27 protein-coding genes and 1 riboswitch are annotated in these 26,892 nt (G+C 50.9%); of the genes, 10 read left to right on the plus strand and 17 right to left on the minus strand.

Features of this window, described 5'->3' with window-relative positions; genetic code table 11:
* Position 1 precedes the first annotated feature (1 nt).
* Positions 2 to 1,636: a thiamine/thiamine pyrophosphate ABC transporter permease gene (gene thiP / locus MP213Fo_RS09735; protein WP_421088831.1), complete on the minus strand. Its 1,635-nt coding sequence runs from the start codon at positions 1,634 to 1,636 to the stop codon at positions 2 to 4.
* A 181-nt stretch (positions 1,637 to 1,817) separates the two neighbouring features.
* Complete coding sequence (thiB, locus tag MP213Fo_RS09740) at positions 1,818 to 2,834, minus strand: thiamine ABC transporter substrate binding subunit (protein ID WP_421088832.1); 1,017 nt, start codon at positions 2,832 to 2,834, stop codon at positions 1,818 to 1,820.
* 61 nt (positions 2,835 to 2,895) lie between these two features.
* Positions 2,896 to 3,008, minus strand: a riboswitch (TPP riboswitch).
* A gap of 94 nt (positions 3,009 to 3,102) precedes the next feature.
* On the opposite strand from thiB, the gene MP213Fo_RS09745 reads away from it, so the two are divergent.
* The 3 genes from MP213Fo_RS09745 (at position 3,103) to MP213Fo_RS09755 (ending at position 6,224) form a co-directional block, all read left to right on the plus strand.
* Positions 3,103 to 3,744, plus strand: a complete 642-nt coding sequence (locus tag MP213Fo_RS09745) for a thiamine diphosphokinase (RefSeq protein WP_421088833.1) — start codon at positions 3,103 to 3,105, stop codon at positions 3,742 to 3,744.
* A gap of 108 nt (positions 3,745 to 3,852) precedes the next feature.
* Positions 3,853 to 4,137, plus strand: coding sequence for a glycine zipper domain-containing protein (locus MP213Fo_RS09750; RefSeq protein WP_421088834.1), 285 nt, complete (start codon positions 3,853 to 3,855; stop codon positions 4,135 to 4,137).
* Between the two features lie 275 nt (positions 4,138 to 4,412).
* The gene (locus MP213Fo_RS09755) at positions 4,413 to 6,224 is read left to right on the plus strand and encodes an ABC-F family ATP-binding cassette domain-containing protein (RefSeq protein ID WP_421088835.1); all 1,812 of its coding nucleotides are present in this window, start codon (positions 4,413 to 4,415) and stop codon (positions 6,222 to 6,224) included.
* A gap of 73 nt (positions 6,225 to 6,297) precedes the next feature.
* On the opposite strand, the gene MP213Fo_RS09760 is transcribed toward MP213Fo_RS09755, so the two are convergent.
* From MP213Fo_RS09760 to MP213Fo_RS09775, 4 genes are all read right to left on the minus strand, one after another.
* On the minus strand, positions 6,298 to 7,251 hold the full coding sequence (locus MP213Fo_RS09760) for an aldo/keto reductase (RefSeq protein ID WP_421088836.1): 954 nt from the start codon (positions 7,249 to 7,251) through the stop codon (positions 6,298 to 6,300).
* Positions 7,252 to 7,382: 131 nt separating this feature from the next.
* A complete protein-coding gene (locus tag MP213Fo_RS09765; protein ID WP_421088837.1) occupies positions 7,383 to 7,646 on the minus strand; it encodes a DUF2312 domain-containing protein in 264 nt (87 codons plus the stop codon).
* 157 nt (positions 7,647 to 7,803) lie between these two features.
* Complete coding sequence (locus tag MP213Fo_RS09770; RefSeq protein ID WP_421088838.1) at positions 7,804 to 8,109, minus strand: DUF1244 domain-containing protein; 306 nt, start codon at positions 8,107 to 8,109, stop codon at positions 7,804 to 7,806.
* Between the two features lie 17 nt (positions 8,110 to 8,126).
* The gene (locus MP213Fo_RS09775; protein ID WP_421088839.1) at positions 8,127 to 8,924 is read right to left on the minus strand and encodes an N-formylglutamate amidohydrolase; all 798 of its coding nucleotides are present in this window, start codon (positions 8,922 to 8,924) and stop codon (positions 8,127 to 8,129) included.
* Positions 8,925 to 9,556: 632 nt separating this feature from the next.
* Here MP213Fo_RS09775 and MP213Fo_RS09780 point away from each other — a divergent pair.
* Positions 9,557 to 10,027, plus strand: a complete 471-nt coding sequence (locus MP213Fo_RS09780; RefSeq protein WP_421088840.1) for a DUF1036 domain-containing protein — start codon at positions 9,557 to 9,559, stop codon at positions 10,025 to 10,027.
* On the plus strand, positions 10,024 to 11,460 hold the full coding sequence (gene pyk / locus MP213Fo_RS09785) for a pyruvate kinase (RefSeq protein WP_421088841.1): 1,437 nt from the start codon (positions 10,024 to 10,026) through the stop codon (positions 11,458 to 11,460). The genes MP213Fo_RS09780 and pyk overlap by 4 nt, the downstream gene beginning before the upstream one ends.
* Before the next feature lie 95 nt (positions 11,461 to 11,555).
* Here pyk and MP213Fo_RS09790 read toward each other — a convergent pair whose 3' ends face one another.
* The 5 genes from MP213Fo_RS09790 to MP213Fo_RS09810 all read right to left on the minus strand — a co-directional run bounded on the left by MP213Fo_RS09790 (position 11,556) and on the right by MP213Fo_RS09810 (position 14,654).
* Positions 11,556 to 12,299 (minus strand): tetratricopeptide repeat protein, encoded by a 744-nt coding sequence (locus tag MP213Fo_RS09790; RefSeq protein WP_421088842.1) that lies wholly within the window; start codon positions 12,297 to 12,299, stop codon positions 11,556 to 11,558.
* Between the two features lie 87 nt (positions 12,300 to 12,386).
* On the minus strand, positions 12,387 to 12,512 hold the full coding sequence (ykgO, locus tag MP213Fo_RS09795; RefSeq protein WP_075657282.1) for a type B 50S ribosomal protein L36: 126 nt from the start codon (positions 12,510 to 12,512) through the stop codon (positions 12,387 to 12,389).
* 242 nt (positions 12,513 to 12,754) lie between these two features.
* Complete coding sequence (locus tag MP213Fo_RS09800; RefSeq protein ID WP_421088843.1) at positions 12,755 to 13,828, minus strand: 5-(carboxyamino)imidazole ribonucleotide synthase; 1,074 nt, start codon at positions 13,826 to 13,828, stop codon at positions 12,755 to 12,757.
* Between the two features lie 2 nt (positions 13,829 to 13,830).
* Positions 13,831 to 14,337 carry a 5-(carboxyamino)imidazole ribonucleotide mutase gene (gene purE, locus MP213Fo_RS09805; protein ID WP_421088844.1) on the minus strand — a complete coding sequence of 169 codons (507 nt, stop codon included), beginning with the start codon at positions 14,335 to 14,337 and terminating at the stop codon, positions 13,831 to 13,833.
* A 113-nt stretch (positions 14,338 to 14,450) separates the two neighbouring features.
* On the minus strand, positions 14,451 to 14,654 hold the full coding sequence (locus MP213Fo_RS09810) for a YdcH family protein (protein WP_421088845.1): 204 nt from the start codon (positions 14,652 to 14,654) through the stop codon (positions 14,451 to 14,453).
* 321 nt (positions 14,655 to 14,975) lie between these two features.
* Between MP213Fo_RS09810 and MP213Fo_RS09815 the strand changes: the two genes are divergently transcribed.
* Complete coding sequence (locus MP213Fo_RS09815; RefSeq protein ID WP_421091095.1) at positions 14,976 to 15,158, plus strand: YdcH family protein; 183 nt, start codon at positions 14,976 to 14,978, stop codon at positions 15,156 to 15,158.
* A 307-nt stretch (positions 15,159 to 15,465) separates the two neighbouring features.
* On the opposite strand, the gene MP213Fo_RS09820 is transcribed toward MP213Fo_RS09815, so the two are convergent.
* Positions 15,466 to 16,749, minus strand: a complete 1,284-nt coding sequence (locus MP213Fo_RS09820) for an MFS transporter (RefSeq protein ID WP_421088846.1) — start codon at positions 16,747 to 16,749, stop codon at positions 15,466 to 15,468.
* A 231-nt stretch (positions 16,750 to 16,980) separates the two neighbouring features.
* Positions 16,981 to 17,262: a DUF1192 domain-containing protein gene (locus MP213Fo_RS09825; RefSeq protein WP_421088847.1), complete on the minus strand. Its 282-nt coding sequence runs from the start codon at positions 17,260 to 17,262 to the stop codon at positions 16,981 to 16,983.
* A gap of 295 nt (positions 17,263 to 17,557) precedes the next feature.
* On the opposite strand from MP213Fo_RS09825, the gene MP213Fo_RS09830 reads away from it, so the two are divergent.
* Both MP213Fo_RS09830 and MP213Fo_RS09835 read left to right on the plus strand, forming a co-directional pair.
* The gene (locus tag MP213Fo_RS09830; RefSeq protein ID WP_421088848.1) at positions 17,558 to 18,562 is read left to right on the plus strand and encodes an NAD(P)H-quinone oxidoreductase; all 1,005 of its coding nucleotides are present in this window, start codon (positions 17,558 to 17,560) and stop codon (positions 18,560 to 18,562) included.
* A gap of 145 nt (positions 18,563 to 18,707) precedes the next feature.
* Positions 18,708 to 19,388, plus strand: a complete 681-nt coding sequence (locus MP213Fo_RS09835; protein ID WP_421088849.1) for a DUF1013 domain-containing protein — start codon at positions 18,708 to 18,710, stop codon at positions 19,386 to 19,388.
* Between the two features lie 70 nt (positions 19,389 to 19,458).
* Here MP213Fo_RS09835 and MP213Fo_RS09840 read toward each other — a convergent pair whose 3' ends face one another.
* A complete protein-coding gene (locus tag MP213Fo_RS09840) occupies positions 19,459 to 21,387 on the minus strand; it encodes a propionyl-CoA synthetase (RefSeq protein ID WP_421088850.1) in 1,929 nt (642 codons plus the stop codon).
* 236 nt (positions 21,388 to 21,623) lie between these two features.
* On the opposite strand from MP213Fo_RS09840, the gene MP213Fo_RS09845 reads away from it, so the two are divergent.
* The gene (locus MP213Fo_RS09845; RefSeq protein WP_421088851.1) at positions 21,624 to 21,791 is read left to right on the plus strand and encodes a hypothetical protein; all 168 of its coding nucleotides are present in this window, start codon (positions 21,624 to 21,626) and stop codon (positions 21,789 to 21,791) included.
* A gap of 219 nt (positions 21,792 to 22,010) precedes the next feature.
* Here MP213Fo_RS09845 and MP213Fo_RS09850 read toward each other — a convergent pair whose 3' ends face one another.
* Positions 22,011 to 23,036: a class I fructose-bisphosphate aldolase gene (locus MP213Fo_RS09850; protein WP_421088852.1), complete on the minus strand. Its 1,026-nt coding sequence runs from the start codon at positions 23,034 to 23,036 to the stop codon at positions 22,011 to 22,013.
* 224 nt (positions 23,037 to 23,260) lie between these two features.
* On the opposite strand from MP213Fo_RS09850, the gene MP213Fo_RS09855 reads away from it, so the two are divergent.
* Positions 23,261 to 24,430: a PQQ-dependent sugar dehydrogenase gene (locus tag MP213Fo_RS09855; protein WP_421088853.1), complete on the plus strand. Its 1,170-nt coding sequence runs from the start codon at positions 23,261 to 23,263 to the stop codon at positions 24,428 to 24,430.
* Between the two features lie 97 nt (positions 24,431 to 24,527).
* Here the strand turns inward: MP213Fo_RS09855 and MP213Fo_RS09860 are convergent, their stop codons facing one another.
* Positions 24,528 to 25,733, minus strand: coding sequence for a phosphoglycerate kinase (locus MP213Fo_RS09860; RefSeq protein WP_421088854.1), 1,206 nt, complete (start codon positions 25,731 to 25,733; stop codon positions 24,528 to 24,530).
* Positions 25,734 to 25,834: 101 nt separating this feature from the next.
* A complete protein-coding gene (gene gap / locus MP213Fo_RS09865; protein ID WP_421088855.1) occupies positions 25,835 to 26,842 on the minus strand; it encodes a type I glyceraldehyde-3-phosphate dehydrogenase in 1,008 nt (335 codons plus the stop codon).
* Positions 26,843 to 26,892 lie beyond the last annotated feature (50 nt).

The raw sequence follows: 26,892 nt of genomic DNA on the forward strand, positions 1-26,892 counted from the left end.
TTCAATTATTCTGGCTCGCTGGCTGCTTTTGCCGGCCGGTTTTGTCAGCCACCAGCATCAGCGCAAAACAGATGAAACCGAGAATCAGTGCAAGTCCCGCCGCATCGCTGGTACGATAGCTGCCCATGCGTTGCAGCAATAAATAGGGCAGCGTCTGCACGGTGTCGCTACCAAACAGGGCGATGGTGCCAAGATCACCCATAGACAGCGCCATGGCAAAAACAAAGCTCAAAGCCAGTGGCCGTCTGATAACCGGCCAGTCGATAAGGCGCAGGCGGTTCAACCCTTTCACACCGAGGCTGATGCAAAGCCGGTTATTATGGGCTGCTGCACTGTCCCAAGCAGGGCGCATCAACCGGACTGCAAAGGGCATGGCCATCACCGCATTGACGCCAATCACCATAAATGGTGCCACTGCAAAAACATCAGTAAACTGACGCAGTAAAATGAACCAGCCAGCACCGATCACAATAGGCGGAATAATTAATACAAGGCTTGCGCCGCTATCAAGTGCGGTGGTGAAAAAACCGCGCAGCCAATTCGGCTTTTTAAGGTTGCGTGCGGCGCTATATTCACGTGCGGTGACCAGTGTAAGCGATAATAGCACGCTCAGAACGGCGGCGCCAAAAGCCAGCAATAGCGAGGTGATGATGGCCTTTTGCACGATGGTTTCATTGAGCAGGCGCCACAAATCAGCATATAGGCCGGAAATAACCATGCCGAGAATTGGCAGCACGATGAAAAGTGCTGCAACCACAATAATGATAGCGCTGTTAAAGCGCGCCCATGTGCTGTGGGCAATATAATGGCGCGGCGTGGTGGTGAGAGACAGGCCTTCTTCAGACGGTTTACCGGTGAGGCGCAGCAGACATAGCACAAGGATGGTGAGGGCAAGTTGGGTAATGGTTAAAGCAACAGCGCGGCCGAGATCAAAATCAAAATGCAATGCCTGATAAATTGCGACCTCAAGGGTCGTGGCGCGCGGCCCGCCGCCCAGCGTAAGCACGATGGTAAAAGAGCTGGCACAAAGCATAAAGATAAGCCCGATTGTTCCGCTGAGATTGCGGGCAATCACCGGCCATTCGATCAGGCGAAACCGTGCAAAACTCCCCATGCCGAGCTGGGCTGAAAGCTTCCAGTAATCCTGCGGTATTGATTCAAGGCTGGCGAGCATAAAACGAACCGCGAGCGGCATATTGAAAAACACATGCGCCAGCAAAATACCGCTGAGACCATAAATATCGGGTATGAACGGCACACCCAAAAAGCTGCTGCCCTGCGCAATAAAACCGTTGCGGCCATAAATACTGGTAATACCGAGTACCGCTACCAGCGAGGGCAGGGTTAGAGGCACAGCGAATAAACGCAGCAACAGAGCGCGGCCATAAAAATTGCTATTGGCATGCAAGGCGCGGGCAACCGGCAGGGCAAAGGCCACTGAGAGCAGTGCCGAAAGCAAGGCCTGCAACAGGGTGAAACGGGTAATGTTCCATAAATAGCTGTCAAAAGCATCGATAGCATTGCTGTTTGTTTGCAGCCCCTGAATGCTCAGAGACAGCAATGCACCGCCGGTTAAAACCAGCAAAAGCACCAAAGCAACAATACCTGAAACTGTTTTAAAACGCGATGCTGACATAGCTCTCCGCAAGGATGTGCGCCATAATAGATATAAGGCTGATATGTATAGGTCTGTGCACTGCGATTATAAATGGCGGATCACAAGAGTGAGTTAAAGTGCCAAAGCGGTCACAGAATTTGAAGCGGGTTCAATCAACATGGATTGAACCCGCTCGTATTATATAGGTGAAATGCTCAGTTTATTTGCTGAGTGCCTTCAACCACTCATCAACCCAGATTTTTCGGCTTTCAGAAACAGTATCCGGTGCAATCAGCAGGGTTTTTACAGGTTTTGGCAGTGCGTCAAAAGCTGCGTTCAGCGGCTCGGAAGTTGCAAAAGCCGGATACATCCAGTTGGTTTCAGGAATTACATCCTGAAAGCCCGGTGTGGTCATGAATTTGAGGAATTCTGCTGCGCGCGGGTTTTTGGCACCGGTCACTGTCTGGCCTGCCAGTTCGATCTGCAGATAGTTGCCCTCTTCAAAAGTCACAGCCTTATAGCGTTCGGTCTTGTCATAAATAACGTGGTAAGCCGGAGACGTGGTGTAGGACAGCACCATCGGCGCCTCGCCTTTGGTGAATAATCCGTAGCCTTCAGACCAGCCCGGCGTCACTGTCAGCACGCGCTTTGAGAGCTTCTGCCATTTTTCAGCAGCCTGATCGCCATAAAGTTCTTTAACCCACAGCAGCATGCCAAGCCCCGGTGTCGAGGTGCGTGGATCCATCAGGATGATTTTCTGCGACGCATCGCCATCAATCAGCTCAGCCATGGATTTTGGCGGGTTGGCCATTTTTTCACTATCGTAAATGACGGCGAAATAGCTGTAATCATAGGGCAGGAATACATCGTCCTGAAAATTATCCGGTACATTGCTTTTGATGTCTGTAAGACCGTGCGGTGCAAACAGGCCGGAAGCTTTGGCATCGCTGATCAGATTGGTGTCGAGACCCAGCACAATATCAGCTTTGGTGTTCTGGCCTTCAAGCTTCAAACGGTTGAGCAGCGCCACACCATCGGCAACACCCACAAAATCAACGGTGCAGCCACAGGCTTTTTCAAAGTTTTCTTTAACTTTAGGACCCGGACCCCATTTCGAGGTGAAGCTGTCATAGGTATAGACAGTCAGATCTTTGGCCTGTGCATTGGCAGCTGTGGCTAAAGCAAGAATGCTGATACTGCCTGCCGCAAGCAGGATATTTTTGATAGATGCGTACATGAACATATAGCCGCGCGGGCTCTCCTTAATTCAAAAATATTTGCAAGGATTGAGCGCCGTAAAACGGACAGCATCTAATCCCTCCGCCGGTACAAACCGGATCAGGTTCAGCGGGTTAGCCGGAGACCGGCTTCTCAGCCTTCCAAAACACAGAAGGCACCCCGTTAGAGCGCGCTAACCATAGGACAGAGTGGCGGGCCGGAGCAAGAAAATTGTGTGCAAGAGATGTGTCTCTTCCTGTGGATGATCCCGCGTGATATGGAGCATCATGTCAAAATTTCTCATTCTTCTCGGCGGGGATCTGACTGTTACCCCTCGCTTACTTAAACAGATTGCCGGTGCCCGCATTTTAGCGGCTGACAGTGGCATGCGCCATGCTGCGGCTCTGGGGGTAACGCCTGAATTGTGGCTGGGGGATTTTGATTCCACCGATGCAGCGCTTGCCGATAGCTATCAAGCGATTGACCGGCAGGTTTTTCCGGCAGCAAAAGCTATGACCGATGGTGAGCTTGCACTGCATGAAGCCTATGAGCGCGGCGCCACAGAGGTGATTCTGGCAGGTGCATTTGGCGGTGAGCGTACCGATCATACATTTTTGCATCTTAGTATGGCGGCGGCGCAAGCTGCCACCGGCAAACACATTTTCCTGACCAGTGGTTTTGAGGAGGCGACACCTCTAGCGCATGGAATGATGGAGTTTGACCTGCCAAACGATACATTATTTAGCATTTTGGGCTTTGATACATTAACCAGATTGACGATTTCCGGAGCGGAATGGCCGCTTGATGAGGTTTCTGTGCCGTTTGGCTCTTCTTTAACGCTTTCAAATAGAGTAAAAGATAAGTTAACAGTAGCGTTAGGCGCAGGCCATGCGGTGTTGCTTGCATCACCACTCGGTGAGATGAACTGATGTGACTGAAGATAAAAACCTGTAAATTGTTTTGATATTTACCAGCTTGTTTTTGCTTTACTGTGCATGCGATATGGCTATCAATAGCCTCAACGGGAGTAATATAAGATGAAATCACGTCTTTCTATCATCGCGGTCACTGCAGTGCTCGCACTGTCAACAGCTGCTTGTACCACTGGTGAACAGCGCACAGCCGGTTACGGTGTTGGTGGCGCAGCAATCGGCGCTCTCGCTGGTGGCGCAATTGGTGGAAACGGCCGTGGCGCACTCACAGGTGCTGCAATCGGTGCGGTTGCCGGTACATTGCTTGGTGCTGCCCAGACCCGTAACGGCGTTCAGTATTGCCGTTACCGGGATAATTACGGCCGTGTCTACGAAGCACCTTGTAACTAATAACGTAATTAAAACACTGGCCTGACGGTTTCGTCGGATCGTTGTTGTCGTTTATAAAAGCAGGCCGGTTTCCGGCCTGCTTTTTTGTGTAAATGTGTGGCAAAAGGAATTTTAGCCCCAAGTGGTTCCCGTTTGGCACAATATACAGTAACAAGCGGTTGGGAAGTTTCTCAAACCGTCCGGCTGTAGTTTGTCGCGTCGTTGGTTATCAAGCGATGTTGGCTAATGCACAAAGCTCTCATAATCGTCTTCTCTTATTTTAAAGCGTATTTATCATGGCTCCTCCACTGCTTCGTCTCGATAAGATCAGCCTGACTTTTGGCGGTACACCACTGCTTGAGGATGCGGGGTTGTCGATCAGCGAGGGCGAGCGGATTGCGCTGGTCGGGCGTAATGGTTCGGGTAAATCAACGCTTTTGAAAATTGCTGCGGGGCTTGTTGAGCCTACAGGCGGCGAGGTCTTCCGTCATCCGTCTGCGACTATCCGCTATCTGGCGCAGGCACCGGATATGGATGGTTTTGCCAATGTGCGCGATTATGTGGATGCGGGATTAGGCCCGACAGATGATCCTTATCGTGTGGCTTATCTGCTGGAAAATCTCGGCCTAACCGGTGATGAAACACCGGAGCAGCTCTCAGGCGGTGAAGCACGGCGTGCGGCCTTGGCGCGGGTCATTGCCCCGCAGCCGGATGTGCTGCTGCTGGACGAGCCGACCAACCATCTTGATCTGGCCACCATTGAGTGGCTAGAGCAGGAACTACGCCAAATCCGTTCCGCGATTGTACTGATATCCCATGACCGCCGTTTTCTTGAAAATGTCAGCCGCTCAACAATCTGGTTAGACCGTGGTGTCACCCGCCGGATTGAGCAGGGCTTTGCGCATTTTGAAGAGTGGCGTGATAAGGTTCTGGAAGAAGAAGAGCGCGATCACCAGAAGCTTGGCCGCCAGATTGTGCGTGAAGAGCATTGGCTGCGCTACGGGGTTTCGGCACGGCGCAAGCGCAATATGCGCCGTCTTGGCGAGCTGCATACAATGCGTAATGATTTCCGTACCCATCGCCATGCGCAGGGCGTTGCTACTTTGCAAGCCAGCGACATTAAAGAATCCGGTAAGCTGGTGATCGAAGCTGATAAAATCAGCAAGGCTTATGGCGACCGTGTGCTGGTTAAAGATTTTTCTATCCGTGTGCATCGTGGCGACCGTATTGGTCTGGTGGGGCCGAATGGTGCGGGTAAAACCACATTGCTGGCTATGCTAACCGGCAAGCTAGAGCCGGATTCCGGTACTGTGCGTCTGGGTGTGAACCTTGATTTCGCAGAGCTTGATCAGAAGCGCGAACTTAATCCGCTTGAAACGCTGACGCATTATCTGACGGACGGGCGTGGAGAATCTCTGGTGGTCAATGGCGAGCAGCGCCATGTGGTTTCCTATATGAAAGACTTTCTGTTTCAGCCGGAGCAGGCACGCACCCCGATCCGTGAATTATCGGGTGGTGAGCGCGCAAGGCTGATGCTGGCGCGAGTGCTGTCGAAACCGGCAAATTTGCTGATCCTCGATGAGCCGACCAATGATCTGGATATGGAAACGCTCGATCTGCTGCAGGAGCTGGTGGCCGGATTTCCCGGCACTGTTATTCTTGTCAGCCATGATCGTGATTTTCTTGATCGCACCGTTTCATCTGTGATTGCACCGGAAGGAGACGGCCGCTGGCTGCAATATGCCGGTGGCTATGCGGATATGATGGCACAGCGCAAAGAGGCAGCGTTGGAGCGCCGCCAGCTGAAAACCACAAGCGGGCGCGCTGAAGCATCGGAAACCGTTGCCGCTGCGCCAAAGCGCGAAGAAAAACGCAAACTTTCATTCAAGCAAAAATTTGCCTTGGAAAATCTGCCGGTGCGTATGGAAAAGCTGGCTCAGGAAATTGCGGCTCTAGATGTGAAAATGGCTGACCCGGCTTTGTATACCAAGAATCCTGATTTATTTGCCAAGACTGCGGCTGAGCTGGAAAAGAAACGCAGCGAAGTGGAGGCCTGCGAAGAAGAATGGCTCGAGCTGGAAATGCTGCGTGAGGAAATCGAGGGCTGATTGAGCGCCGGTGCATATTCTACAAATCATAGTTTGAAAGCCTGCCTGCAACATTGTAGGCAGGCTTTTTTGTTTAAGCGCTGGCCTTGTTCAAAGCATCAAGCGCATCCTGATCGAGCACCAAAGCGGTTGCTTTAATCAATTCTTCAAGCTGCTCAACTTTGGAGGCGCTGGCAATCGGTGCGGTAATTGATGGTTGTGCCATGACCCATGCCACAGCTATCTGCGCCAGATTAACGCCATAGCGCAGGGCGACTTTATCCATCGCGTCCAGAATTTTCAAACCACGCTCATTGAGGTAACTGGTGCCTACCCTGTCACCACGCGTGCTTTTGCCAAGATCATCCTTGTTGCGATATTTACCGGTAAGAAAACCTGCCGCCAGTGCATAATAAGGAATAACACCAACCTGATTGGCGCTCACAACCGGCTCCAGCGTGGTTTCATAAGCATCGCGATCATAAAGATTATACAGCGGCTGCAAAGAATCATAGCGCGGCAGGCCGTGCTTTTCAGAGGTTTCAAGCGCCAGTTTCAAACGCTCGCCGGAGATATTTGACGCACCGATAGCGCGAATTTTACCCGCTTTGATCAGATCCTGAAATGTACCCAGCACATCTTCAAACGGGGTTTTCGGGTCATCATAATGCGATTGGTAAAGATCGACATAATCGGTATTCAGGCGCTTGAGCGAAGCATCAATGCTGGCGCGGATATGCGCTGGTGCCATTGTAAAGCCTTCGCCCATATCGGCGCCGACCTTGGTGGCAATTGTCAGTTTTTCACGCAGGCTGCTGCCGCGTTTTTTGAGCCAGTTACCGATGACGGTTTCAGATTCACCGCCCTGATGGCCCGGTGCCCAGCGTGAATACACATTGGCAGTGTCAATAAATGTCAGCTCTGCCTCATAAAGACGATCCAGCAAGGCAAATGAGGTTTGTTCATCAGCTGTCCAGCCAAACACGTTGCCACCAAAGCATAAAGGTGAAACCCGCAGTTCCGAGCGGCCGAGTTGTTTTAATTGCATTCCATTTTCCTCCGGTGGGTATGCGCATAAATTCAACGCGGATTATGAACAAAAACAACAGCAAGGGAAGGAAAAACTATAATAAAAAAGGGAGCTGAAAGCTCCCCTTTTACATAATCATCTCAATGAGATCAGCTCATGCCGAGCGCATCCATATAAAGCTGGATCATCGCTTCTTCTTCCTGACGCTCATGCGCTTCTTTTTTGCGCAGGCGAATGATGGTGCGTACTGCCTTTGAATCAAAGCCTGTACCTTTCAGCTCAGCAAAGACTTCTTTAATATCGTCGGAAATAGTTTTCTTTTCTTCTTCCAGACGTTCAATACGCTCAATAAATGCACGTAACTGTCCAACTGCAATGGTCTGGGCGCTATCGCTGGTAATATCGTCGCTCACTATCATTCTCCGAATTTAGACAAGACCATGCGAGTCGCCGGTCTTAAACAGGTGGTCTTGGTTGCCTCACATGCACGGCATGGTCAAGACACGATTGCCAAGAATCTCAAGGCTGACACTAGCGTCCAACCGGTAAGATACTGGTTAAAAATACTAATCAATGCTGATTTTTTTGAGCAGAAAATACCTTGAGCTGATCCTGATCTGCCGGTGTCTGGTGTTTTTCGCGCCATTCCTCATAAGGCATGCCATAAATTTCAGCGCGCGCCTGATCTTTGGTCAGGGGCGTGTCGTCTGCATTGGCTGCTTCCTGATACCATTTGGAGAGGCAGTTGCGGCAAAAACCGGCCAGATTCATCATATCAATATTTTGCACATCACTGCGGTTGCGCAAATGCTCAACAAGATGACGAAATGCTGCCGCTTCATAGGCAAGGCGCTGTTCATCGGTGATCTGTGTCATGTTTTTCTCCTGTTGTGTCAGAGCGCAGCAACCGTTCCGGTGCGCGAACCATAATGGCGGATATCGTGGATGCCGGTCATTGTGTTGATTGTTTGCAGCATCGGTGCAAGGCGATCTGCCCATGCCTGCGCACCCTGTGCGGTGGTAATCAGATCCTGACGCACTTCAATCAACACATTCGCATAGCCTTTCGCCGTGCAATGCCGGAACAATGTGTCATTGCGCAATGCGCCATCATAGGGCTCATTATCGCCGACACACAAAGTGCCATCTTCACGCAGCATTGAGAGCAGTGGTGTAATAGCACGGTCATCGCTGTCCCAGAGCAGGGCAATCTGCCAAGGACGAGGGGTGGCTTTCCAGACCGGTGTATAAGAATGGATTGAAACCACAAAAGGCGCCGGAATACCTGATGCCACAAAGCTGTTGCAGGCTTTATCAACTGCAGTGTGATAGGGGCGGTAAAATTGATTGAGCCGGCTTTCACGCTCTTGATCTGTCAGCGGGTAATTGCCGGGAATAACCGCACCATCGGAAAGCTGCATTATGAGTGTCGGATCATCTTCGCCACGATTTGGATCAATCAGCAAGCGTGAGAAGCCGCCAAGAACGGCGGGGGCATTCAGCTGCTGCGCCAAATTTCGGGTCAGCATCTCCACGCCGATATCATAAGCGATATGGCGTTCAAAGACCTGTGCCTCCAAGCCCAGACGACCATAATTCTGCGGTATAGCGCGGCTGGCATGGTCGGCAATCAATAATAATCCCTGACTATAATCGCCAGAGATTGTTTCATAAGGGGAAAAGTCGGTCATCTTGGCTCCGGTTAAGCACAATATGCGTTTATGATACAAGAAGCAGGGATGATACAAGAAGGATGATCGCGATTGCGAACTATTTATCCGAAAGCTGATATGTGCGCCCTAATCTTGCTGCATTCCTTGAATTTGCTGTGTTTTTAAATGATGTCGCTTCGGACGTAACATCCGCTTCAGTTTGACGGAAACGGCTTTGGGGACTGGAAAGACCAATATGAATTGGCTATATAGACATATATGCAATTAAATCGATTTGATTGCTGTTATTTCTGATGGTTTACGGTTTTAAATGTCTTCGGCTTATCCGACTTGTCATTTTTTGCTGATGGCTGCGCTGATCTTGGCAGCGTATTTTGCAATTAGTGATGATTTACAGCGGAAAACTAATGACAGGCTCTTGAGTATGACGGCAACATGCGTGAATTATGCGGTATTGGCGATATCATGTTGTTCACGCTGAACAGTAATGGTGTCGCGACCCGATTGTTTACAGCACTGCGTTGGTGTTTGTGTTTGTAATGCGTGCATGGCGCGGTTCGGTGATAATGGTGAAACCGTTACACTTTGCTGCTTTTGCGCTGTTATGGCTGCCCTGCACAGCAGTACCATGTGCTGAAAGGTTCTGACGGATGCGTCTTCATTCTACCTTGTCATATTTCTTGGCACTTGCTTCGGTTACATTTCTCTCTGTGGCAATGTCTGCACCGGAAGCGCGGGCTGATTTCCGTGTTTGTAATTCAACGCAAAATCTGGTCGGCGTTGCTATTGGCTATCGCGCCAAAAGCGGCTGGATAACGGAGGGCTGGTGGCACATTAACGGATCTAGCTGCAAAACCCTGATCGAAGGGCCGCTGACCTCGCGTTATTATTATGTTTACGCTGAGGATTCAGAAGGCGGCGGTCGCTGGGATGGCAAGGTCAACATGTGTGTGGCCGAAAACGAGTTTAAAATTAATGGCGTGAATGACTGTTTTGCCCGCGGTTATCAGCGCTCCGGTTTTCAGGAATATGATACGGGCGAACAATCCAGCTGGATGGTGCAGCTTACAGATGATGCACCGTCCGGTAATGCTACAGTGACAGGAACCAATCACCAATGAGACGTGCCCGCAAGGTAAAGATCCTCGCAACACTCGGCCCTGCATCTTCGGATGAAGCGGTTATTGAGAAATTGTTTGAAGCCGGTGCTGATGTTTTCCGCATCAATATGAGCCATGCCGACCATGATCTGATGCGCGAACTGGTACGCCGCATCCGTAATGTTGAACGCAAAGTGGGTCGCCCGATCGGTATTCTGGCGGATTTGCAGGGGCCGAAACTGCGTGTTGGCAAATTCAAAGACAGTAAAGTTGACCTGGTACAGGGGCAGACATTTACACTGGATGATAATGACGCTCTGGGTGATGAAACCCGCGTTTACCTCCCGCATCCGGAAATTCTGATCGCCGTTAAGCCGGGTGACCGGTTGTTGATTGACGATGGCCGTTTGGCACTGGTTGCGGAAGCAGCTGACGGTAAATCCATTCGCTGCACCGTGGTTTCAGGAACGCATATTTCAGACCGTAAAGGTGTGAGCCTGCCGGATACGACTTTGCCGGTTGGTGCTTTGACTGAAAAAGACCGCCGTGATCTTGATGCGCTGCTGCTGGAAGAAATTGACTGGCTGGCACTGTCATTTATCCAGCGCCCAGAAGATATTGCCGAAGTGCGCAAGATTGCCCGTGGCCGCGTGGCGCTGATGTCTAAAATCGAAAAGCCGCAGGCGGTTGAACGTCTTGATGAAATCATCGAAATGTCAGATGCCCTGATGGTTGCCCGTGGTGATCTTGGTGTTGAAATGCCGCTGGAAAGTGTGCCGGGCATTCAAAAGCAGATCGTGCGTGCCTGCCGCCGCGCCGGTAAACCGGTGGTTGTGGCAACGCAGATGCTGGAATCCATGATCACTGCACCGGTGCCAACGCGCGCTGAAGTGTCAGATGTGGCAACTGCGGTATTTGATGGTGCGGATGCGGTAATGTTGTCTGCGGAATCGGCTGCCGGTGATTATCCGGTTGAAGCGGTTTCAACAATGGCACGTATTGCCGAAAAAGTTGAACGCGATCCGAATTATCCGTCGATTGTTAATAATCAGCGCTCGGAACCGGAAGCAACCGGTGCGGATGCGGTATCGCTGGCAGCGCGCCAGATTGCCACTACGCTTAATCTCTCAGCGATTATTTGCTATACCGCATCAGGCACCACAGGGCTCAGAGCGTCGCGTGAGCGCCCGCTGACACCGATCATTGCGCTGTCGCCAGTACTTGATACTGCAAGGCGCCTGTCGCTTGTCTGGGGCTTGCATTGCGTTGTTACAGAAGATGCGCAAGACCTTGATGATGTGGTCAACCGCGCTTGCAACATTGCCCATCGCGAAGATTTCGCCAAGCCTGGTGATCGTGTGATCATCACGGTTGGTGTGCCGCTCAGAACGCCGGGCAACACCAATATGCTGCGCATAGCCTATATCGGCATGGATGGCCTGACAGGAATTTAATCATCCTGCAACCAATAAAAAGCCCGCTCTTGAGCGGGCTTTTTATTGACAGGTAGACGGCCCGTTTTATGCCTCATTGATCCGGATATGCTGGTTTAAAGAGCGATATCGCTGGTTTCCTCAGTGATACGCAGCATTTCATCCTGTGCTTCTTTCATCATCGGATAAATACTCAATGCCTGCTGATAAAGCCGCAGAGCCGCTTTGCTGTTACCGGTTTCACGCAGCAGCGTGGCGTAATTGATCAACACGTCGAAGTTGCGCGGCTCGAGTATCATCGCCTGTTTAATATCGCTGAGTGCGGCACTCAGCTTGTTTTGCCGCAGATGCAGTCTTCCCCTCAGCAGCCACACGCTTGCAAGATCGGGGCGCTGTGCAATCACCTCATCGATGAAATCCTGTGCTTCTGCCTCGCGCGATTGATTGAGCGCAGTTTCTGCCCAGCGCAACATCAGATCAAGGCTGTCGCTGCCGGTGCGTACAAAACTCTGGCGCAAGCGGCTGGCAATGGCATGGGATTTTTCCGGTGATGATGCTTTGCGCAAAGAGGTGAAGAGTTCTTCCTGCTGTTTGGCGCGCATCTCCGATAGCGGGCCGGAGGTTTCAACCGTTGGATTTTGTGGCTTGGGCTTTGCTGCCGGAACGGTGCCGGTCTGGGGCGCTGGTTGCTCTGCCGGTTTGTTGGTCTGCGGTATTGTGATGGCAGGTGGCATTGGCTGCACTTGCGCATAGGCATGCATGCTGCAGAGCAAAAGTGCTCCGGAAAGGGAAATAATATAGGCGCGGCGGCTTTTCATCATCTGACTATCATAATGCAGAAACCGGCCGTTTAAAGACATAAAAACAGCGCCGGTAAATTAATACCGACGCTGTTTAAATTATTTTCAACATAACCATCTGAGTAGCAATAAAAATTGCTGCTCAGATTAGCCCTGACGAGCTTTAAAGCGCGGGGCGGTCTTGTTGATGATGTATACGCGGCCCTTACGACGAACCAGCTGGCAGTCACGATGACGGCCTTTAAGCGCTTTCAGCGAATTCTTGATCTTCATGTTACTCACCAATGTGTTTTGCCCTTGCGGGCATATTTCCTGGAACGTGTCTCATTTCATTAGAAACGCTGCGCTTGTTCCAGCTCTTTGTTTCTATACATGCCTTGTTCCCAAAACCGGTCTCCACTTTTGGAAACATGCTTTCGGGCGAGCCAAAGAGCACGCTTGAATGGTTGTGGCGAAATAACCGAGTAATAGGCGGACTGTCAACTGCTGATCACAAAAGAACCCGCAAAACCCTGTTATTTTCCGCTTTTTATGCGCGTGACATGCCCCATCTTGCGTGCCGCACGTGCCTCTGCCTTACCATAGAGATGCAGCACCGCATCCGATTCTGTCAGAATCGCAGGGACTTGCAGCACATCATCACCGATCAGGTTCTGCATTATGCAGTCGCTGTGGCGCTTGGGATCACCAAGCGGCATGCCGGCAATCGCACGGATATGCTGTTCAAATTGCGAGATGGCGCAGGCTGCCTCTGTCCAGTGGCCGGAATTATGCACACGGGGTGCAAATTCATTAGCAACCACAGAACCATCGGCTAATACGAAAAATTCAAAGCCCAATACGCCAACATAATCGAGGGCATGCAGCAGTTTTTCTGTGGCCTCTAGGCAGGCCGCTGTGGTTTGCGAGCTGATTGCCGCCGGAACTGTTGAAGTATCGAGAATGCCATTTTTATGGACATTTTCGGCAATGTCATAAAGGCGGACATTGCCTGCTTTATCGCGGGCAGCAATGACAGAAACTTCACGGGTAAAGTCGACAAAGCCTTCAAGAATTGCAGGCGCGTTTTTAATCGCGGCGATTGCTTCAACAGCCGCCTGATTATCAAGGCTGGTCAGGCGCACCTGTCCTTTGCCATCATAGCCAAAACGGCGGGTTTTCAATATTCCCCGTCCGCCCAATGCACCGAGTGCCGCAACCAGGTCTTCCACATCATCAACCGCACGCCAAGGTGCCGTTGCAATGCCGCTGTCATTGAGAAACTTCTTTTCACTAAAACGGTCTTGCGAGATTTCCAATGCCATTGGCGGGGGTGAAACAATCGTCTGCGTGGCGAGAAATTGTGCAGCCTCGACCGGCACATTTTCAAACTCGTAGGTGATGACATCGCAGGCTTGAGCCAGCTCCTGCAAAGCTGCACGATCATCATAGGCTGCCATGATCTGGCGACCCGTAGCTTGCGCTGCCGGACAATCGGCCTCAGGTTCAAGAATGATTGTTTTATAGCTGAGGCGTGCCGCGGCACAGGCCAGCATGCGGCCAAGCTGGCCACCGCCGATAATTCCGATAGTTGAACCGGCTTTCAGCATGGTTACACCTCATCACTTGGTGCTGCAGCTACCGCATCAGTCTGACTCTGGCGGTATGCATCAAGGCGTACAGCCAGTGGCTGGTCATGCAGTGCCAGAACGGCTGCAGCGAGCAGGGCGGCATTCACCGCGCCTGCATTGCCAATGGCCAATGTGCCGACAGGAATACCCGCCGGCATCTGTACGATCGAGAGCAGTGAATCCTGGCCTGACAAAGCTTTAGACTGCACCGGCACACCAAAGACCGGCAGCGGGGTTATAGCTGCGACCATGCCCGGTAAATGTGCTGCACCACCTGCACCGGCAATGATCACATGAAAGCCTTCGTTACGCGCAGTTTTGGCAAAAGCCACCATGCGGTCCGGCGTACGATGCGCAGAGATAATACGGGCATCATAAGGAATGCCAAGTGCATCCAGTGCTTCCGCTGCTTTGCGCATGGTTGGCCAATCCGACTGGCTGCCCATAATGATTGCGACTTTTTGGGCGGTTGAGGTGCTATCTGCCATGAGGTGTCCTGTCAGCTGCGGTCGATTTTAAAAAAGCGATACTGGCGACAGACCGGTTATAACTGGCGGCTGTAGCAGCGGTGCTCTTTGAGTTGTATTTATAAAACAAAAATTCAGGCGATGATGTCCGGAATGATACGGTCTTCAAGTTTCTGCAGCTGGTCTTTAATCGACAGCTTTTTCTTTTTCATGCGTTGAATGCTCAGCTGGTTACAGCCGGTTTGCATCATAGCATTAATCGCAAGGTCAAAATCCGTGTGGTCCTGCTTGAGCTGTGCAAGGGAGAGGCGAATTTCAGCTTGTTCCTGATCGGCCATAATGTGTTCCATCCGGTCTGTCTTCACTGGTAATTTATAGCACAGATCATGCTGCGCATAAACAAGCCGGAAAGCGGAGCCGGGATTTCTATGCGCTGCTGCAGTTTAGTATAAATTGCCTGTTTTTCTGCCCTGCCGTAACATAAAATTGACAAAGTTGAAATGCGCCAAATATGAATTCGACATTAGTGTAATCTCATGCAAGAGTGTCATTGTTTTGTCACAGTCCGGAACAAAGTTAGAGATGTCTCTGATGGCTCTAACTCTGAAGAGATATGATATGACAAAATAAAAATGGTGTTAAAGCACAATGGAGAAGCAATAATGGCACTTGAATCCCATCTTGCCTCGTTGGAAAAAAAGCACGATGCTTTGGAAAAAGAAATTTCCGATGTTTCCGCTATGCCAGCTACCGATACGCTGACGATCGCCGATCTTAAACGCAAAAAGCTTCATCTCAAGGAACAGATTGAAAAACTTAAAACGCAAGTGACCCGACACTAGAACGGAAACGTTCAGGATGGATCGTAGCGCTTGCTTTGAATTTTAAAGTTTGCGCATTGTTAAGCTTATCAAGTTCAATCAACTTGATAAGTGTAATCGTCTAGGACGTTTCTGGCTTTGTGAGGCCGGAAAACCGGTTTCTACTTTTTTCTGAAACTGCTTTAGAATAATCTATGCCCAGTCAGATGCGTTTCACTCTTGTAAAGTGTTACAGCATGCAGAACCGCCGGATTGGCAGGCTCTGAATGAAGAGGTGCCGGCCTGATGATAGGCCCGCACCTGAATAGATTTACCGTTAAAATTCTTTTTAAGCTTTTGCAGCGTTGTCCGCTTCCGGTGCAGGCATTTCTTCCTGCGCTGCCTCTGAACGCGGATCAAGCATAATGCTTTCCTGTGTGGAATACCGCTCTGTTGTCATGCTCTGGAACTGTTCTTTTTCAGATGGCAGCGGTGATGCACGCTGACGCGAGCGCAAAATTGCATAACCGGCAATGCTCATATGTGCCAATGCCGTGATCAGAAACAGTGCTGATGGCCGGATATAGCTCATAGCTTCCGCTGCAATCAGGGGGCCGAGCATTGTGCCAAAACCATACAGCAGCAGCAATCCGCCCGACACCTTGACGAAAGTTTCAGCCGTAGCGTGGTCATTGGCATGGGCAACGGCTACCGGATAAATCGCATAAGCGAGGGACCCGTAAAGCGCGGTCATAATCAGGATCAGCGTGCCACTGCTCGGTGCGACGGCAAAAATCATAAAACCGATAAAAGCCGCAGAACCGGCAACACTGGCCATGACATAGCGCCGGTCAATGCGGTCGGAAAACCGACCGACCGGTATTTGCATCAGCGCGCCGCCTGCAATGGTGCAGCTGACCATCAGAGCGATTGTGGTGGTGTGAATGCCGCTGAGCGAGCCGAAGACCGCGCCGAGCGTGCCCCATGCACCATTGGCGATGCCGACAAGAATAACACTGACAAAGGCGACAGGCGAATTGCTGTACAGTTTTTTCAGATCAAGCTGCACTTCTGTCAGCGGACGCGGCGATGAGGCTTTGGAAGCTGCCGTTGGCAGCAGTGCCAGACAAAAGAAAATTGCGGCAATCATAAATAGTGAATTGCCTTTGATGTCACCGGTGGTCACCAGCATCTGGCCGGTTACTACTGCACTGTAATTGACCATCATATAGATAGCGAAAATACTGCCGCGTGTTTCATTGGTCGCTTTTTCATTGAGCCAGCTTTCAATGACCATGAATATACCTGCCATAGCAAAGCCGGTTATGGCGCGCAGGCCAATCCAGATTGTGGCATCGACCATCAGGCCGGTCAGCAATACAACAATGGCTGCCGTTGAGGCAAAAAAGCCGAAAGCCCGCACATGGCCGGCACGCCGCACCAAGCGCGGGGCAAAAATACAACCGGCCACGAAGCCGCCGGCCCAGGTGGTGCCGATCATACCCAGCGAAGTGATTGAAAATCCTTCCGCATTGCCGCGCAGCGGGAGCAGAATTCCATGCAGACCGGTGCCAATCAGCAAAAATGCAGTACCGCAGAGCAGTGCGAAAATCTGGACATAGGAACGAAACACGCAGAATCCTTTTTATACTTTCAGGCAGGCTTTTGGATTTTCAATGTTGAGACCTGTTCGCCTGAAACCGCAAGACAAAAATTCAATTGCAGCCGTGCAGACATGATACCTGCTCAAGGCTATTTCTGGCCCAATACCATGTCTGCACAAGAATACAGTTGTGCAGACATGATACCTGTTCAAGACTACAGCTGCGGATTCAAAGCATCCAAGATTGTGGTATGGGCAGTGTTATAAGCGAAACAGGGCTTCAGCAGCCTCTCTTGAGAGGTTTCTGTGACTGCGATCGGTTTCCAGTCTGCGGATTTCAGCCTTGAGCACTTGAATGCGATTGTCGATTTCCGCGGCAGAAAGCAGGGTGACATCTTCACCGATGTGATGGAAAAGCTCCGGCTTTTCCTCCTCACTATTGTTAAAGAACATGGCGTTTTCCTCACTTCCTGCTGGGGCCTGATGACGGCAGCTTTCAATATGGTTCGCAATATTCGTGATTTCTGCCGGTAAAATGCTCAAATGAGCGGGCAGTTAATCACATAAGTTTTGAGCATCTCATAAACTTGCATTATTAGCGATATAGATTTTTAACATTGCATTTTTAAAGCATAATATGGCTAGAGCGGGAAACGTTCAGTTTGGATCGCAGCGCTCGCTCTAGATTTTAGCTTTTTCGCATTGTCAAACCTATCAAGTTGATTCAACTTGATAGTGAAATGCTCTAGATCGACAGTCAGATTATCTCACCCAGAGCCTCTGCGTTACATTTGCGGGCAGGTGCTTTCGTTTGGGTTGTAACTATGAAGGAACGGATATGACCACGGAATTGGCCTCCCAGATGATGGCGATTGCAATTGAGCAGGCTGGTGCGCCTTCGGTGCTGAAGCCCGTCAAGCGGTCTGTGCCGCATCCGGCCAAGGGAGAGATTCTTATCCGCGTTAAAGCAGCTGGCGTAAACCGGCCGGATGTTTTGCAGCGCCAAGGACATTATCCTGCGCCTGCGGGTGCATCGGATTTGCCCGGGCTTGAGGTTGCAGGAGATGTGGTGGCAATTGGTGAGGATGTGCAGCGCTATAAAATTGGCGATGCGGTTACTGCCTTGCTCGCCGGTGGCGGCTATGCGGAATATGCAGTGGTTTATGAAGGGGCTGCACTGCCTTTGCCGTCTGGCTATGGTTATGTGGAAGCCGCGGCACTGCCGGAAACACTGTTTACCGTATGGCACAATGTGTTTCAGCGCGGGCAGTTGCAGGCTGGCGAGACCTTGCTAATCCATGGCGGCAGTTCGGGGATCGGCACGATTGCTATACAATTGGGCAAAGCCTTTGGCGCCAAAGTTATTATTACCGCAGGCTCGGCTGATAAATGCGCGGCCTGTCTGAAGATCGGTGCGGATATTGCCATTAATTATCGCGAGCAGGATTTTGTCGAGCAGGTTAAAGCCGCAACCGCCAATAAGGGGGCTGATGTGATTCTTGATATGGTTGGCGGTGATTATGTGGATCGCAATTATGATGCGGCAGCGGTGGACGGGCGCATTGTGCAAATTGCGTTTCTTGGCGGCGCCAAGGCTAAGGCGAATTTTGCCAAGCTGATGCTCAAACGGCTTACCCATACCGGCTCGACCTTGCGCGCCCGCGATATTGAATTCAAAGCGCAGATTGCAGCGGAGCTGGAATCAAAGGTCTGGCCGCTGCTCGCCAGCCGCAAAATTGCCCCGGTGATGGATATGATTTATCCGCTGAAAGATGCATGGCGTGCGCATGAGCGCATGGAAGAAGGCCATCATATTGGTAAGATCGTGCTGGATGTGGCCTAAATTTGACTGAATGAGCTGTAATTCCTGTGCAGGGTTTTCTTGCTCATCGCGCAAAATTTGGTTATAGAGGGAACGAATTACCGGAAATTGTGGTTTACCCCACGTCCCGCGCTACCGGAGCGGGCGTACGAGAGGATTATATCTTATGGCCACTCAGCTTCTTATGCCTAAGGCAACAGCCGTATGGCTTGTCGATAATACCGCTCTGTCTTTTGACCAGATCGCGACTTTTTGCAAAATGCACCCGCTTGAAATTAAAGCGATTGCTGATGGTGAAGCCGCACAGGGCATCAAGGGTCTTGATCCGCTCATTACCGGCCAGCTTTCACGTGATGAAATCGCCAGAGCAGAAAAAGACATCAATCACCGTCTGAAGCTCTCGGAACCGAAAGTGCATGTTCCGGAGCCTAAGCGTAAAGGCGCGCGATATACTCCGCTTTCCAAGCGTCAGGATCGTCCGAATGCTATTTTGTGGATGGTGCGTAATCATCCGGAGCTGAAAGATGCGCAGATTTCGCGTCTGGTTGGCACAACAAAATCAACAATCGAGCAGATTCGTGACCGTTCGCATTGGAACTCGGCCAATTTGCAGCCAATGGATCCGGTAACGCTGGGTCTGTGCTCGCAGATTGATCTGGATATTGAAGTTGATCGCGCAGCGCGCAATCGTCCGGCTGTTGTTGAAACCGGTGATACATTGCTGCCGGCATCTGCAACTGAAAATCTGGATATTCATAATGAAGAGCCGGAAGAGCTGGATGCAGACAAGGTCTTCGCCAAGCTGTCTTCCATGAAGAGCGCGCCGGAAGAAGACGACGACGAATAATTTCGTCATCCTTGTATGCGTTTTTAAGAACCCGCCGAGTGTTTTGCTCCGGCGGGTTTTTTGATTCTCTTTATGCTGCGGGCTGTTTGCTCTGCGAACATGTGCCGATACCGCGCTGGTTGAGGCATAGGCGAATCTCATCCAATGTTTGCGGATCTTCAATTGTGGCGGGCATTTTCCACGTCTCGTGATCTGCTATTTTTTGCATGGTCGAGCGCAGAATTTTGCCGGAGCGGGTTTTTGGCAGTTTGGAAACGATTAAAACCGTGCGCAATGCGGCCACAGGGCCGATCTGGTCACGCACCCGTTCAACACATTCAGCCTCTATTTCGCTTAAGGCCTGCGTCACGCCGGTTTTTAATACAATAAATCCGCAGGGTATTTGCCCTTTAAGTTTGTCGGCAATGCCGATCACCGCGCATTCAGCAACCTGACTATGACCGGCAATTACCTCTTCCATGGATCCGGTGGAGAGCCTGTGGCCTGCAACATTGATAATATCATCTGTGCGACTCATGATGAAAATATAGCCGTCCTCATCCATATAACCGGCATCCGCAGATTTATAATAGCCTTTGAATTCATCAAGATAAGCCTCATGAAAGCGCTGATCTGTTTGCCATAAGGTTGGCAGGCAACCGGGTGGCATTGGCAATTTTATCACGACATTACCAAGCTTGCCGGTTGGTGAGAGGTGGCCGTCATCATCCAGAACCTGCACATCAAAGCCGGGCATCGGCACGCAAGTGGAGCCATGCTTGACCGGTAGCAACCCCAACCCGCGCGGATTGCCGGCAATAGGCCAGCCGGTTTCTGTTTGCCACCAATGGTCAATCACCGGGCGCTCCAGCATTTGCTCTGCCCATTCCAGCGTATTGGGATCAGCGCGCTCTCCGGCCAGATATAGTGCTTCTAGGCTTGATAGATCATAATGATGCAGCAGTTTACCGTCTGGGTCTTCACGCTTGATCGCACGCAATGCGGTCGGCGCGGTGAATAAGACTTTAACCTTATGGTTTTCAATCACCCGCCAGAATGTACCGGCATCGGGGGTGCCTACAGGTTTGCCTTCAAACAACACTGTGGTCGCGCCGATTAAAAGCGGTGCGTAGACAATATAGGAGTGACCGACCACCCAGCCGATATCTGATGCTGTCCAGAAAATATCGCCGGCGTGAATATCGTAAAGCGCGCCCATCGACCATGCAAGTGCAACCATATAGCCGCCATTATCGCGCACCACGCCTTTGGGTTTGCCGGTGGTGCCGGAGGTGTAGAGAATATAAAGCGGATCGGTGGCGGCAACCGGCGTGCAGGCAATGATGCGGCCAGAGGTTTTTTCACATAAATCTGCGTAATCATAATCACGATGTGCTGTCAGCGTTGCTTTACATTGTTTACGCTGGTGGATCAGGCAAAGTGGTACCTGATGTTTGGCTGTTGCAATGGCTTTATCGAGCAATGGCTTATATGGGATGATCTTATTGGCTTCGAGCCCGCACGAGCTGGCAATAATCAGGGCAGGGGTTGCATCGTCAATCCGCGCCGCCAGTTCATCAGCTGAAAATCCGCCAAATACGACAGAATGAATAGCACCAAGGCGGGCACAAGCCATCATCGCAAACAGCGCTTGTGGCACCATTGGCATATAAATCAGCACCCGATCGCCTTTTTGAATGCCGAAATCCTGCATCACGGCACTGAGCCGCATCACCTGTTCAAGGGTTTGCTGATAAGTAAAACGAGTTTGCTGTCCGCTGACCGGACTATCATAAATAATGGCAGTGGTATTGCCGCGCCCCGCCTCAACATGACGATCCAGCATATTATAACAGGTATTGCATTGGGCACCTGTAAACCATCGTCCATAGGGGCCTTGGTCGGGAACAAAGATTTTTGTCGCCGGTTTATACCAGTCTATCAGAGCGGAAGCTTTGCTCCAGAAATCTTGCGGGTCATTTTTCCATGACTGATAAATATCGGAATAAGCCGAATTCATTTCGATCTCCCATACGCCAACAAGCGATTGTTCGCGTCTCATCCTGTGCATACAGTCCGGGCTGTGCAGGCAGCATGGGTCGGATTTTATCCGGTTTTATTGTATCATGACTGCTGTCAACGCCGGTTCTCCTCAGATACTATTAATTCACACTGTCGCAATGGCGTCCATCCGACTAAAGAGGGGGATGATGGTGCATTCCATACAGATGATGCAGCTGGCTCAGAGGACTATTTATGACGAAAATTTTGCCGGTTTTATTGCTGATGCTGATGGCCTTGCACCTGATTAAACCATTGGGCATTTGGGGGCTGAAGCGCCGTGGTGATTTTTGGAAGATTGCCGTTGCCGCGATTGGTATGATGATGGCCACGGTCTTGCTACAGGCACGCTATGGTTTTTAGAGCGTGTAACGTTCAGTTCGGATCACAGCGCTCGCTCTAGAGTTTAGCTTTTTCGCATTTCACTTTTCCTGAAACTGGTCTATCTGCTTATTTAAACGCAGTTTCAGACGAAAAACCGGTTCCCACTTTTCCTGAAACTGCTCTAGATGCAAAAAAGCCCGGCTGCATTAACAGCCGGGCTTTTTAAATTTTTAATAAGCAGGATAGCGCGCGTTTTAATTAAGCGCTTTTTTCTTGTGCTTCAGTCCATTCACCCTTGGCAGCAAGCGAGTTCATGCGTGCGCGATGGGTAAAGGCTGCCTGTGCTGCAGGAACATTTTCTTCCTTGCCGCCCCATGCCTTCAATGCTGCAGCCTGCAATGCGCGGCCGTAGGAGTAGGTCAGGTTCCAAGGCATGTCATAGCCTGCATTCATTGCCGAGAGATGCGCAGTTGCTTCAACATCCGACTGGCCGCCGGAGAGGAATGCAATGCCTGGCACTGCGGCCGGCACATTGGACTTAAGTGCGCGAACTGTGAGTTCAGCAACCTGCTCAACAGAAGCTTTGCGGGCGTTTTTGCCGTCGATAACCATGTTTGGCTTGAGGATAATACCTTCGAGCTTCACATTTGCATCATAGAGTTCATTGAAAACAGTTTTCAGAACCCAATCGGTGACTTCATAGCAACGCTCAATGGAGTGATCGCCCGGTACGCCATCCATCAGGATTTCCGGCTCAACGATTGGCACAATGCCGGCTTCCTGACAAAGGGCTGCATAACGGGCAAGCGCCTGTGCGTTCTGGCGCAGCGCGCCCCATGTTGGCAAAACATCGGAAATCGCAACAACACCGCGCCATTTGGCAAAACGTGCACCGAGATTGTGATATTCGTTCAGGCGCTCACGCAGGCCATCAAGACCTTCGGTGATGGTTTCATCAGCAAAGCCAGCCAAAGGCTTGGCACCGGCATCCACTTTAATACCGGCGATTGAGCCATTGGATTTGATCAGATCAACCAATGTGGTGCCGTCACGGGCATTCTGGCGCAGGGTTTCATCATAAAGGATGACACCGGAAATGTAGTTTTTCATCGCATCATCAGCGCGGAACAACATTTCGCGGTAATCACGACGTACATCTTCTGTTGATGTTACGTTGATGCTGTCGAAACGCTTCTTAATGGTGCCTGAGCTTTCATCGGCGGCAAGAATGCCTTTGCCGTTAGCTACCATGGCAATTGCAATATCTTCGAGACGTTCGCTCATAAAAAACTCCTGTAAGAAGGGTGTTAAAATCGGGTAGCTTGCGGATAGCAGATGTGCCCCGATAAGACAAATACCGTACCAAACACTTGAACCGATTGAATTTATTTTAAACGATTTAGTTTGGACAAGTTTTCTTAAAACTGGTTAAAATTAACGTATCAGGATTGTTTCATAAGAGGTGTATTATGCTCAAACATGCCATGATGAAAACAATAAATCGGAAAATGACGGGTTTTCAGGTTCTGGCTGCAACGCTGATGGTTGTGTCTGCTATGAGTACTTCAGCTGTTTTCGCACAAAGCATCAATGCCGGTTTACGTGAAGCGGTTGCAGAAAATCCGTTTAATATCCGTGAAGTGACGGCGTTTAACACACCTTGGGCAATCGCGGTGTTGCCGGATCAGCGCCTGCTGGTGACAGAAAAAGCCGGTCATATTTTTGTGGTTGATCAGGCGGGTGTTAAAACAGAGATCAGCAATGTGCCGGCGGTCGCCTTTGAAGGGCAGAATGGCTTGCTGGATATTGCAGTTTCACCGGATTTTTTGAGTGATCATCTGGTGTATTTTACCTATGCCGAGCCTGAGCGCAGCGGTACGGATATTCTGAGCTCTCTGGTGCTGGCGCGTGCCAAGCTGGTTGAGGGAAATGGTAAAGTCACTCTTGACGAGCAAAAAGTGCTGTGGCGACAATTGCCGAAAAGTAAATGGGGGCAGCCAGGTGGCATCATCGCTTTTTCACCCGACAGCCAATATATGTTTCTGACTTCGGGCGACCGGATGCGTCCTGAAACTGCACAGCAACCAGAGCTGGCTTTGGGCAAAGTACTGCGCTTTAACCGCGATGGTTCAGTGCCGCAGGATAATCCACAAGCCGCTATGGAAGGTCAGGATGCCGATAATGCACGGGCGCTGACATGGACAACCGGTCATCGCAACCCTTACGGGCTGGCTTTTGCGCCGGATGGCAAATTGTGGTTGCATGAAATGGGCCCTAAGGGCGGGGATGAGCTGAACCTGATCAGGCAAGGTTTGAATTACGGCTGGCCCGTGGTTTCTAACGGTGACCAATATAGCGGTGAGCCGATTGCGCGGCATGATACGCGACCTGAATTCGAGCCGCCGGTGATCTATTGGACACCGGTGATTGCGCCTGCCGGACTGGCTTTTTATCAGGGTGAGCAGTTTAAAGACTGGAACGGCTCTGCTCTGATTGGCGGTCTTGCCTCAATGGCGCTGATCCGCATTGCTTTTAATGCTGATGGTACGGCTGATGAGGCGGAACGCTATGATATGGGTAATCGGATTCGTGATGTGGCGGTGAATGATGCCGGTGCGGTCTATGTGATTGAAGATGATATTCCGGGGCGGCTGCTGGAGCTGACAGCTAAAAAATAACAAGATAGATTTGATCTCTTAATTTGATCTTTGAATACGATTGTTGAGTTGATCATTGAAAAAGCCCGCTGATGATTAATCCGCGGGCTTTTTAACTTTATTGATTTTTCAAAACATCCACACCCGGAAGTGGTTTGCCTTCCATCCATTCAAGGAAGGCACCGCCGGCGGTGGATACATAGCTGAAATCATCAGCCACATGTGCATGGTTAAGGGCTGCCACAGTATCACCGCCACCGGCAACCGAGGTCAACTTACCCTGCTTGGTGCGCTCTGCTGCATGCTTGGCAGCAGATACAGTTGCCGCATCAAACGGATGCAGTTCAAAGGCACCGAGCGGGCCATTCCATACCAGTGTTGCTGCATCTGAAATTGCCGCATTAATCCGTTCAACCGATTGCGGGCCCACATCGAGCATCATACCGTCTTCAGGGATGGCATCAACGCCGTAATTCTGATGCGGGGTATTGGCGGCAAAGTGCCATGCCACAACCGCATCAACCGGCAGGATGATCGCGCATTTTGCATTCTCGGCCTTCGCCATAATCGCACGCGCGGTATCGGCCAAATCATGCTCGCAAAGCGATTTGCCGACATTGTGGCCTTGGGCTGCGAGAAATGTATTGGCCATGCCGCCGCCGATCACCAATGCATCAACCTTTTCAACGAGGTTGGACAACAGATCAATCTTGGTGGAAACTTTGGCACCGCCAACAATGGCAATGACAGGGCGGGCTGGCTGGCCAAGGCCCTTTTCCAGCGCCGTCAGCTCGGCTGCCATGGTCAGGCCGGCATAGGCTGGCAAAATATGCGCCAGACCTTCAGTGGATGCATGGGCGCGATGCGCTGCGGAAAAGGCATCATTGACATAAATATCGCCATTTGCAGCCAGTGCCTTCACGAAATCCGGATCGTTCTTTTCTTCGCCTTTATGGAAACGGGTATTTTCCAGCAGCAGAATATCGCCATCCTGCATGGCGTTCACAGCATTTGCTGCGGCATCACCAATGCAATCGGCGGCAAAAGACACATGATGCTTAACTGCATGCGCCAAAGCAGGCACGATCTGTTCCAGCGAGAATTCGGCTTTTACTTCGCCTTTGGGGCGGCCGAAATGGGCGAGCAAAATAACTTTGGCACCCTGTTCGCGCAGCAGCGTGATGGTTGGCACAATGCGGTCGAGGCGGGTGGTGTCAGAAACCTTGCCATCCTGCATCGGCACATTGAGATCAACGCGCACGAGCACGCGTTTTGATTTTAGCTCTGCAGTTTGGGCGGCATCGTTGAGGGTACGAAAACTCATGAATTTTCTCCGGTCCGGATAAAAACGGAAGATAAGGATAAAAAAGCCGCGCTTCCACAAAGGTCACGCGGCTTAAGCACTTATTCTGCGTTAACGGCAGATCAGATCAGTTTGCCCATAGCCACCGCAGTATCGCTCATGCGGTTGGAGAAGCCCCATTCATTGTCGTACCAGGTCAGGATACGCACCATGGTGCCGTCCATAACTTTGGTCTGATCCATGTGGAACACGGATGAATGCGGGTTATGGTTGAAATCGATGGAAACCAGTGGCTCATCGGTAAAGCCGAGAATGCCTTTGAGGCGGCCATTGGCAGCAGCACGAATAGCATTGTTGATTTCTTCAACGCTGGTTTCACGCTTGGCGATGAATGTCAGATCTACAACCGAAACATTCGGGGTTGGTACGCGAATAGCAACGCCGTCGAGCTTGCCTTTAAGTTCCGGCAAAACCAGACCAACGGCTTTAGCAGCACCAGTTGAGGTCGGGATCATTGACAGAGCTGCTGCACGGGCGCGGTAAAGATCGCTGTGCATCGTGTCGAGGGTTGGCTGATCACCGGTATAAGAGTGAATGGTGGTCATGAAGCCTTTTTCGATACCAATTGCTTCATTGAGAACCTGCGCTACCGGTGCAAGGCAGTTGGTGGTGCAGGATGCATTGGAAACCACATGGTGATCCGAGGTCAGCTTGTCATGGTTCACACCATAAACAACGGTCAGATCAGCATTGTCGCCAGGTGCGGAAACGATAACGCGCTTGGCACCGGCTGTGAGATGCGCTGCAGCTTTATCACGTGCGGTGAAAATGCCTGTGCATTCCAGAGCAATATCAACGCCTTCTGCTGCCCATGGCAGTTCGGCAGGATTGCGAACCGCATGAACTTTCATCGCGCCGCGACCGGCATCAATGGTGTCGCCTTTGACGGTTACTTCAGACGGAAAACGGCCGTGAACACTGTCATAGCGCAGCAGGTGCGCATTGGTTGCAACCGGACCCAGATCGTTGATTGCTACAACTTCGATATCGGTACGACCCGATTCGATAATTGCGCGCAGGACGTTGCGGCCGATACGACCAAAACCGTTAATAGCGACGCGAACTGCCATGTTTTTAAACTCCCGAAGAACTGATCAGAGATACCGGTGCCTGTTGAGAA

The organism is Pseudochrobactrum mosebachae (assembly GCF_048914685.1).
Taxonomy (GTDB): Bacteria; Pseudomonadota; Alphaproteobacteria; order Rhizobiales; family Rhizobiaceae; genus Pseudochrobactrum.

Bases quoted from the DNA above. Each gene is read 5' to 3' on its own strand.
- thiP (WP_421088831.1), bottom strand. From the start codon at position 1,636: ATGTCAGCATCGCGTTTTAAAACAGTTTCAGGTATTGTTGCTTTGGTG.
- thiB (WP_421088832.1), bottom strand. From the start codon at position 2,834: ATGTACGCATCTATCAAAAATATCCTGCTTGCGGCAGGCAGTATCAGC.
- MP213Fo_RS09745 (WP_421088833.1), top strand. From the start codon at position 3,103: ATGTCAAAATTTCTCATTCTTCTCGGCGGGGATCTGACTGTTACCCCT.
- MP213Fo_RS09750 (WP_421088834.1), top strand. From the start codon at position 3,853: ATGAAATCACGTCTTTCTATCATCGCGGTCACTGCAGTGCTCGCACTG.
- MP213Fo_RS09755 (WP_421088835.1), top strand. From the start codon at position 4,413: ATGGCTCCTCCACTGCTTCGTCTCGATAAGATCAGCCTGACTTTTGGC.
- MP213Fo_RS09760 (WP_421088836.1), bottom strand. From the start codon at position 7,251: ATGCAATTAAAACAACTCGGCCGCTCGGAACTGCGGGTTTCACCTTTA.
- MP213Fo_RS09770 (WP_421088838.1), bottom strand. From the start codon at position 8,109: ATGACACAGATCACCGATGAACAGCGCCTTGCCTATGAAGCGGCAGCA.
- MP213Fo_RS09775 (WP_421088839.1), bottom strand. From the start codon at position 8,924: ATGACCGACTTTTCCCCTTATGAAACAATCTCTGGCGATTATAGTCAG.
- MP213Fo_RS09780 (WP_421088840.1), top strand. From the start codon at position 9,557: ATGCGTCTTCATTCTACCTTGTCATATTTCTTGGCACTTGCTTCGGTT.
- pyk (WP_421088841.1), top strand. From the start codon at position 10,024: ATGAGACGTGCCCGCAAGGTAAAGATCCTCGCAACACTCGGCCCTGCA.
- MP213Fo_RS09790 (WP_421088842.1), bottom strand. From the start codon at position 12,299: ATGTCTTTAAACGGCCGGTTTCTGCATTATGATAGTCAGATGATGAAA.
- ykgO (WP_075657282.1), bottom strand. From the start codon at position 12,512: ATGAAGATCAAGAATTCGCTGAAAGCGCTTAAAGGCCGTCATCGTGAC.
- MP213Fo_RS09800 (WP_421088843.1), bottom strand. From the start codon at position 13,828: ATGCTGAAAGCCGGTTCAACTATCGGAATTATCGGCGGTGGCCAGCTT.
- purE (WP_421088844.1), bottom strand. From the start codon at position 14,337: ATGGCAGATAGCACCTCAACCGCCCAAAAAGTCGCAATCATTATGGGC.
- MP213Fo_RS09810 (WP_421088845.1), bottom strand. From the start codon at position 14,654: ATGGCCGATCAGGAACAAGCTGAAATTCGCCTCTCCCTTGCACAGCTC.
- MP213Fo_RS09830 (WP_421088848.1), top strand. From the start codon at position 17,558: ATGACCACGGAATTGGCCTCCCAGATGATGGCGATTGCAATTGAGCAG.
- MP213Fo_RS09835 (WP_421088849.1), top strand. From the start codon at position 18,708: ATGGCCACTCAGCTTCTTATGCCTAAGGCAACAGCCGTATGGCTTGTC.
- MP213Fo_RS09840 (WP_421088850.1), bottom strand. From the start codon at position 21,387: ATGAATTCGGCTTATTCCGATATTTATCAGTCATGGAAAAATGACCCG.
- MP213Fo_RS09845 (WP_421088851.1), top strand. From the start codon at position 21,624: ATGACGAAAATTTTGCCGGTTTTATTGCTGATGCTGATGGCCTTGCAC.
- MP213Fo_RS09850 (WP_421088852.1), bottom strand. From the start codon at position 23,036: ATGAGCGAACGTCTCGAAGATATTGCAATTGCCATGGTAGCTAACGGC.
- MP213Fo_RS09855 (WP_421088853.1), top strand. From the start codon at position 23,261: ATGACGGGTTTTCAGGTTCTGGCTGCAACGCTGATGGTTGTGTCTGCT.
- MP213Fo_RS09860 (WP_421088854.1), bottom strand. From the start codon at position 25,733: ATGAGTTTTCGTACCCTCAACGATGCCGCCCAAACTGCAGAGCTAAAA.
- gap (WP_421088855.1), bottom strand. From the start codon at position 26,842: ATGGCAGTTCGCGTCGCTATTAACGGTTTTGGTCGTATCGGCCGCAAC.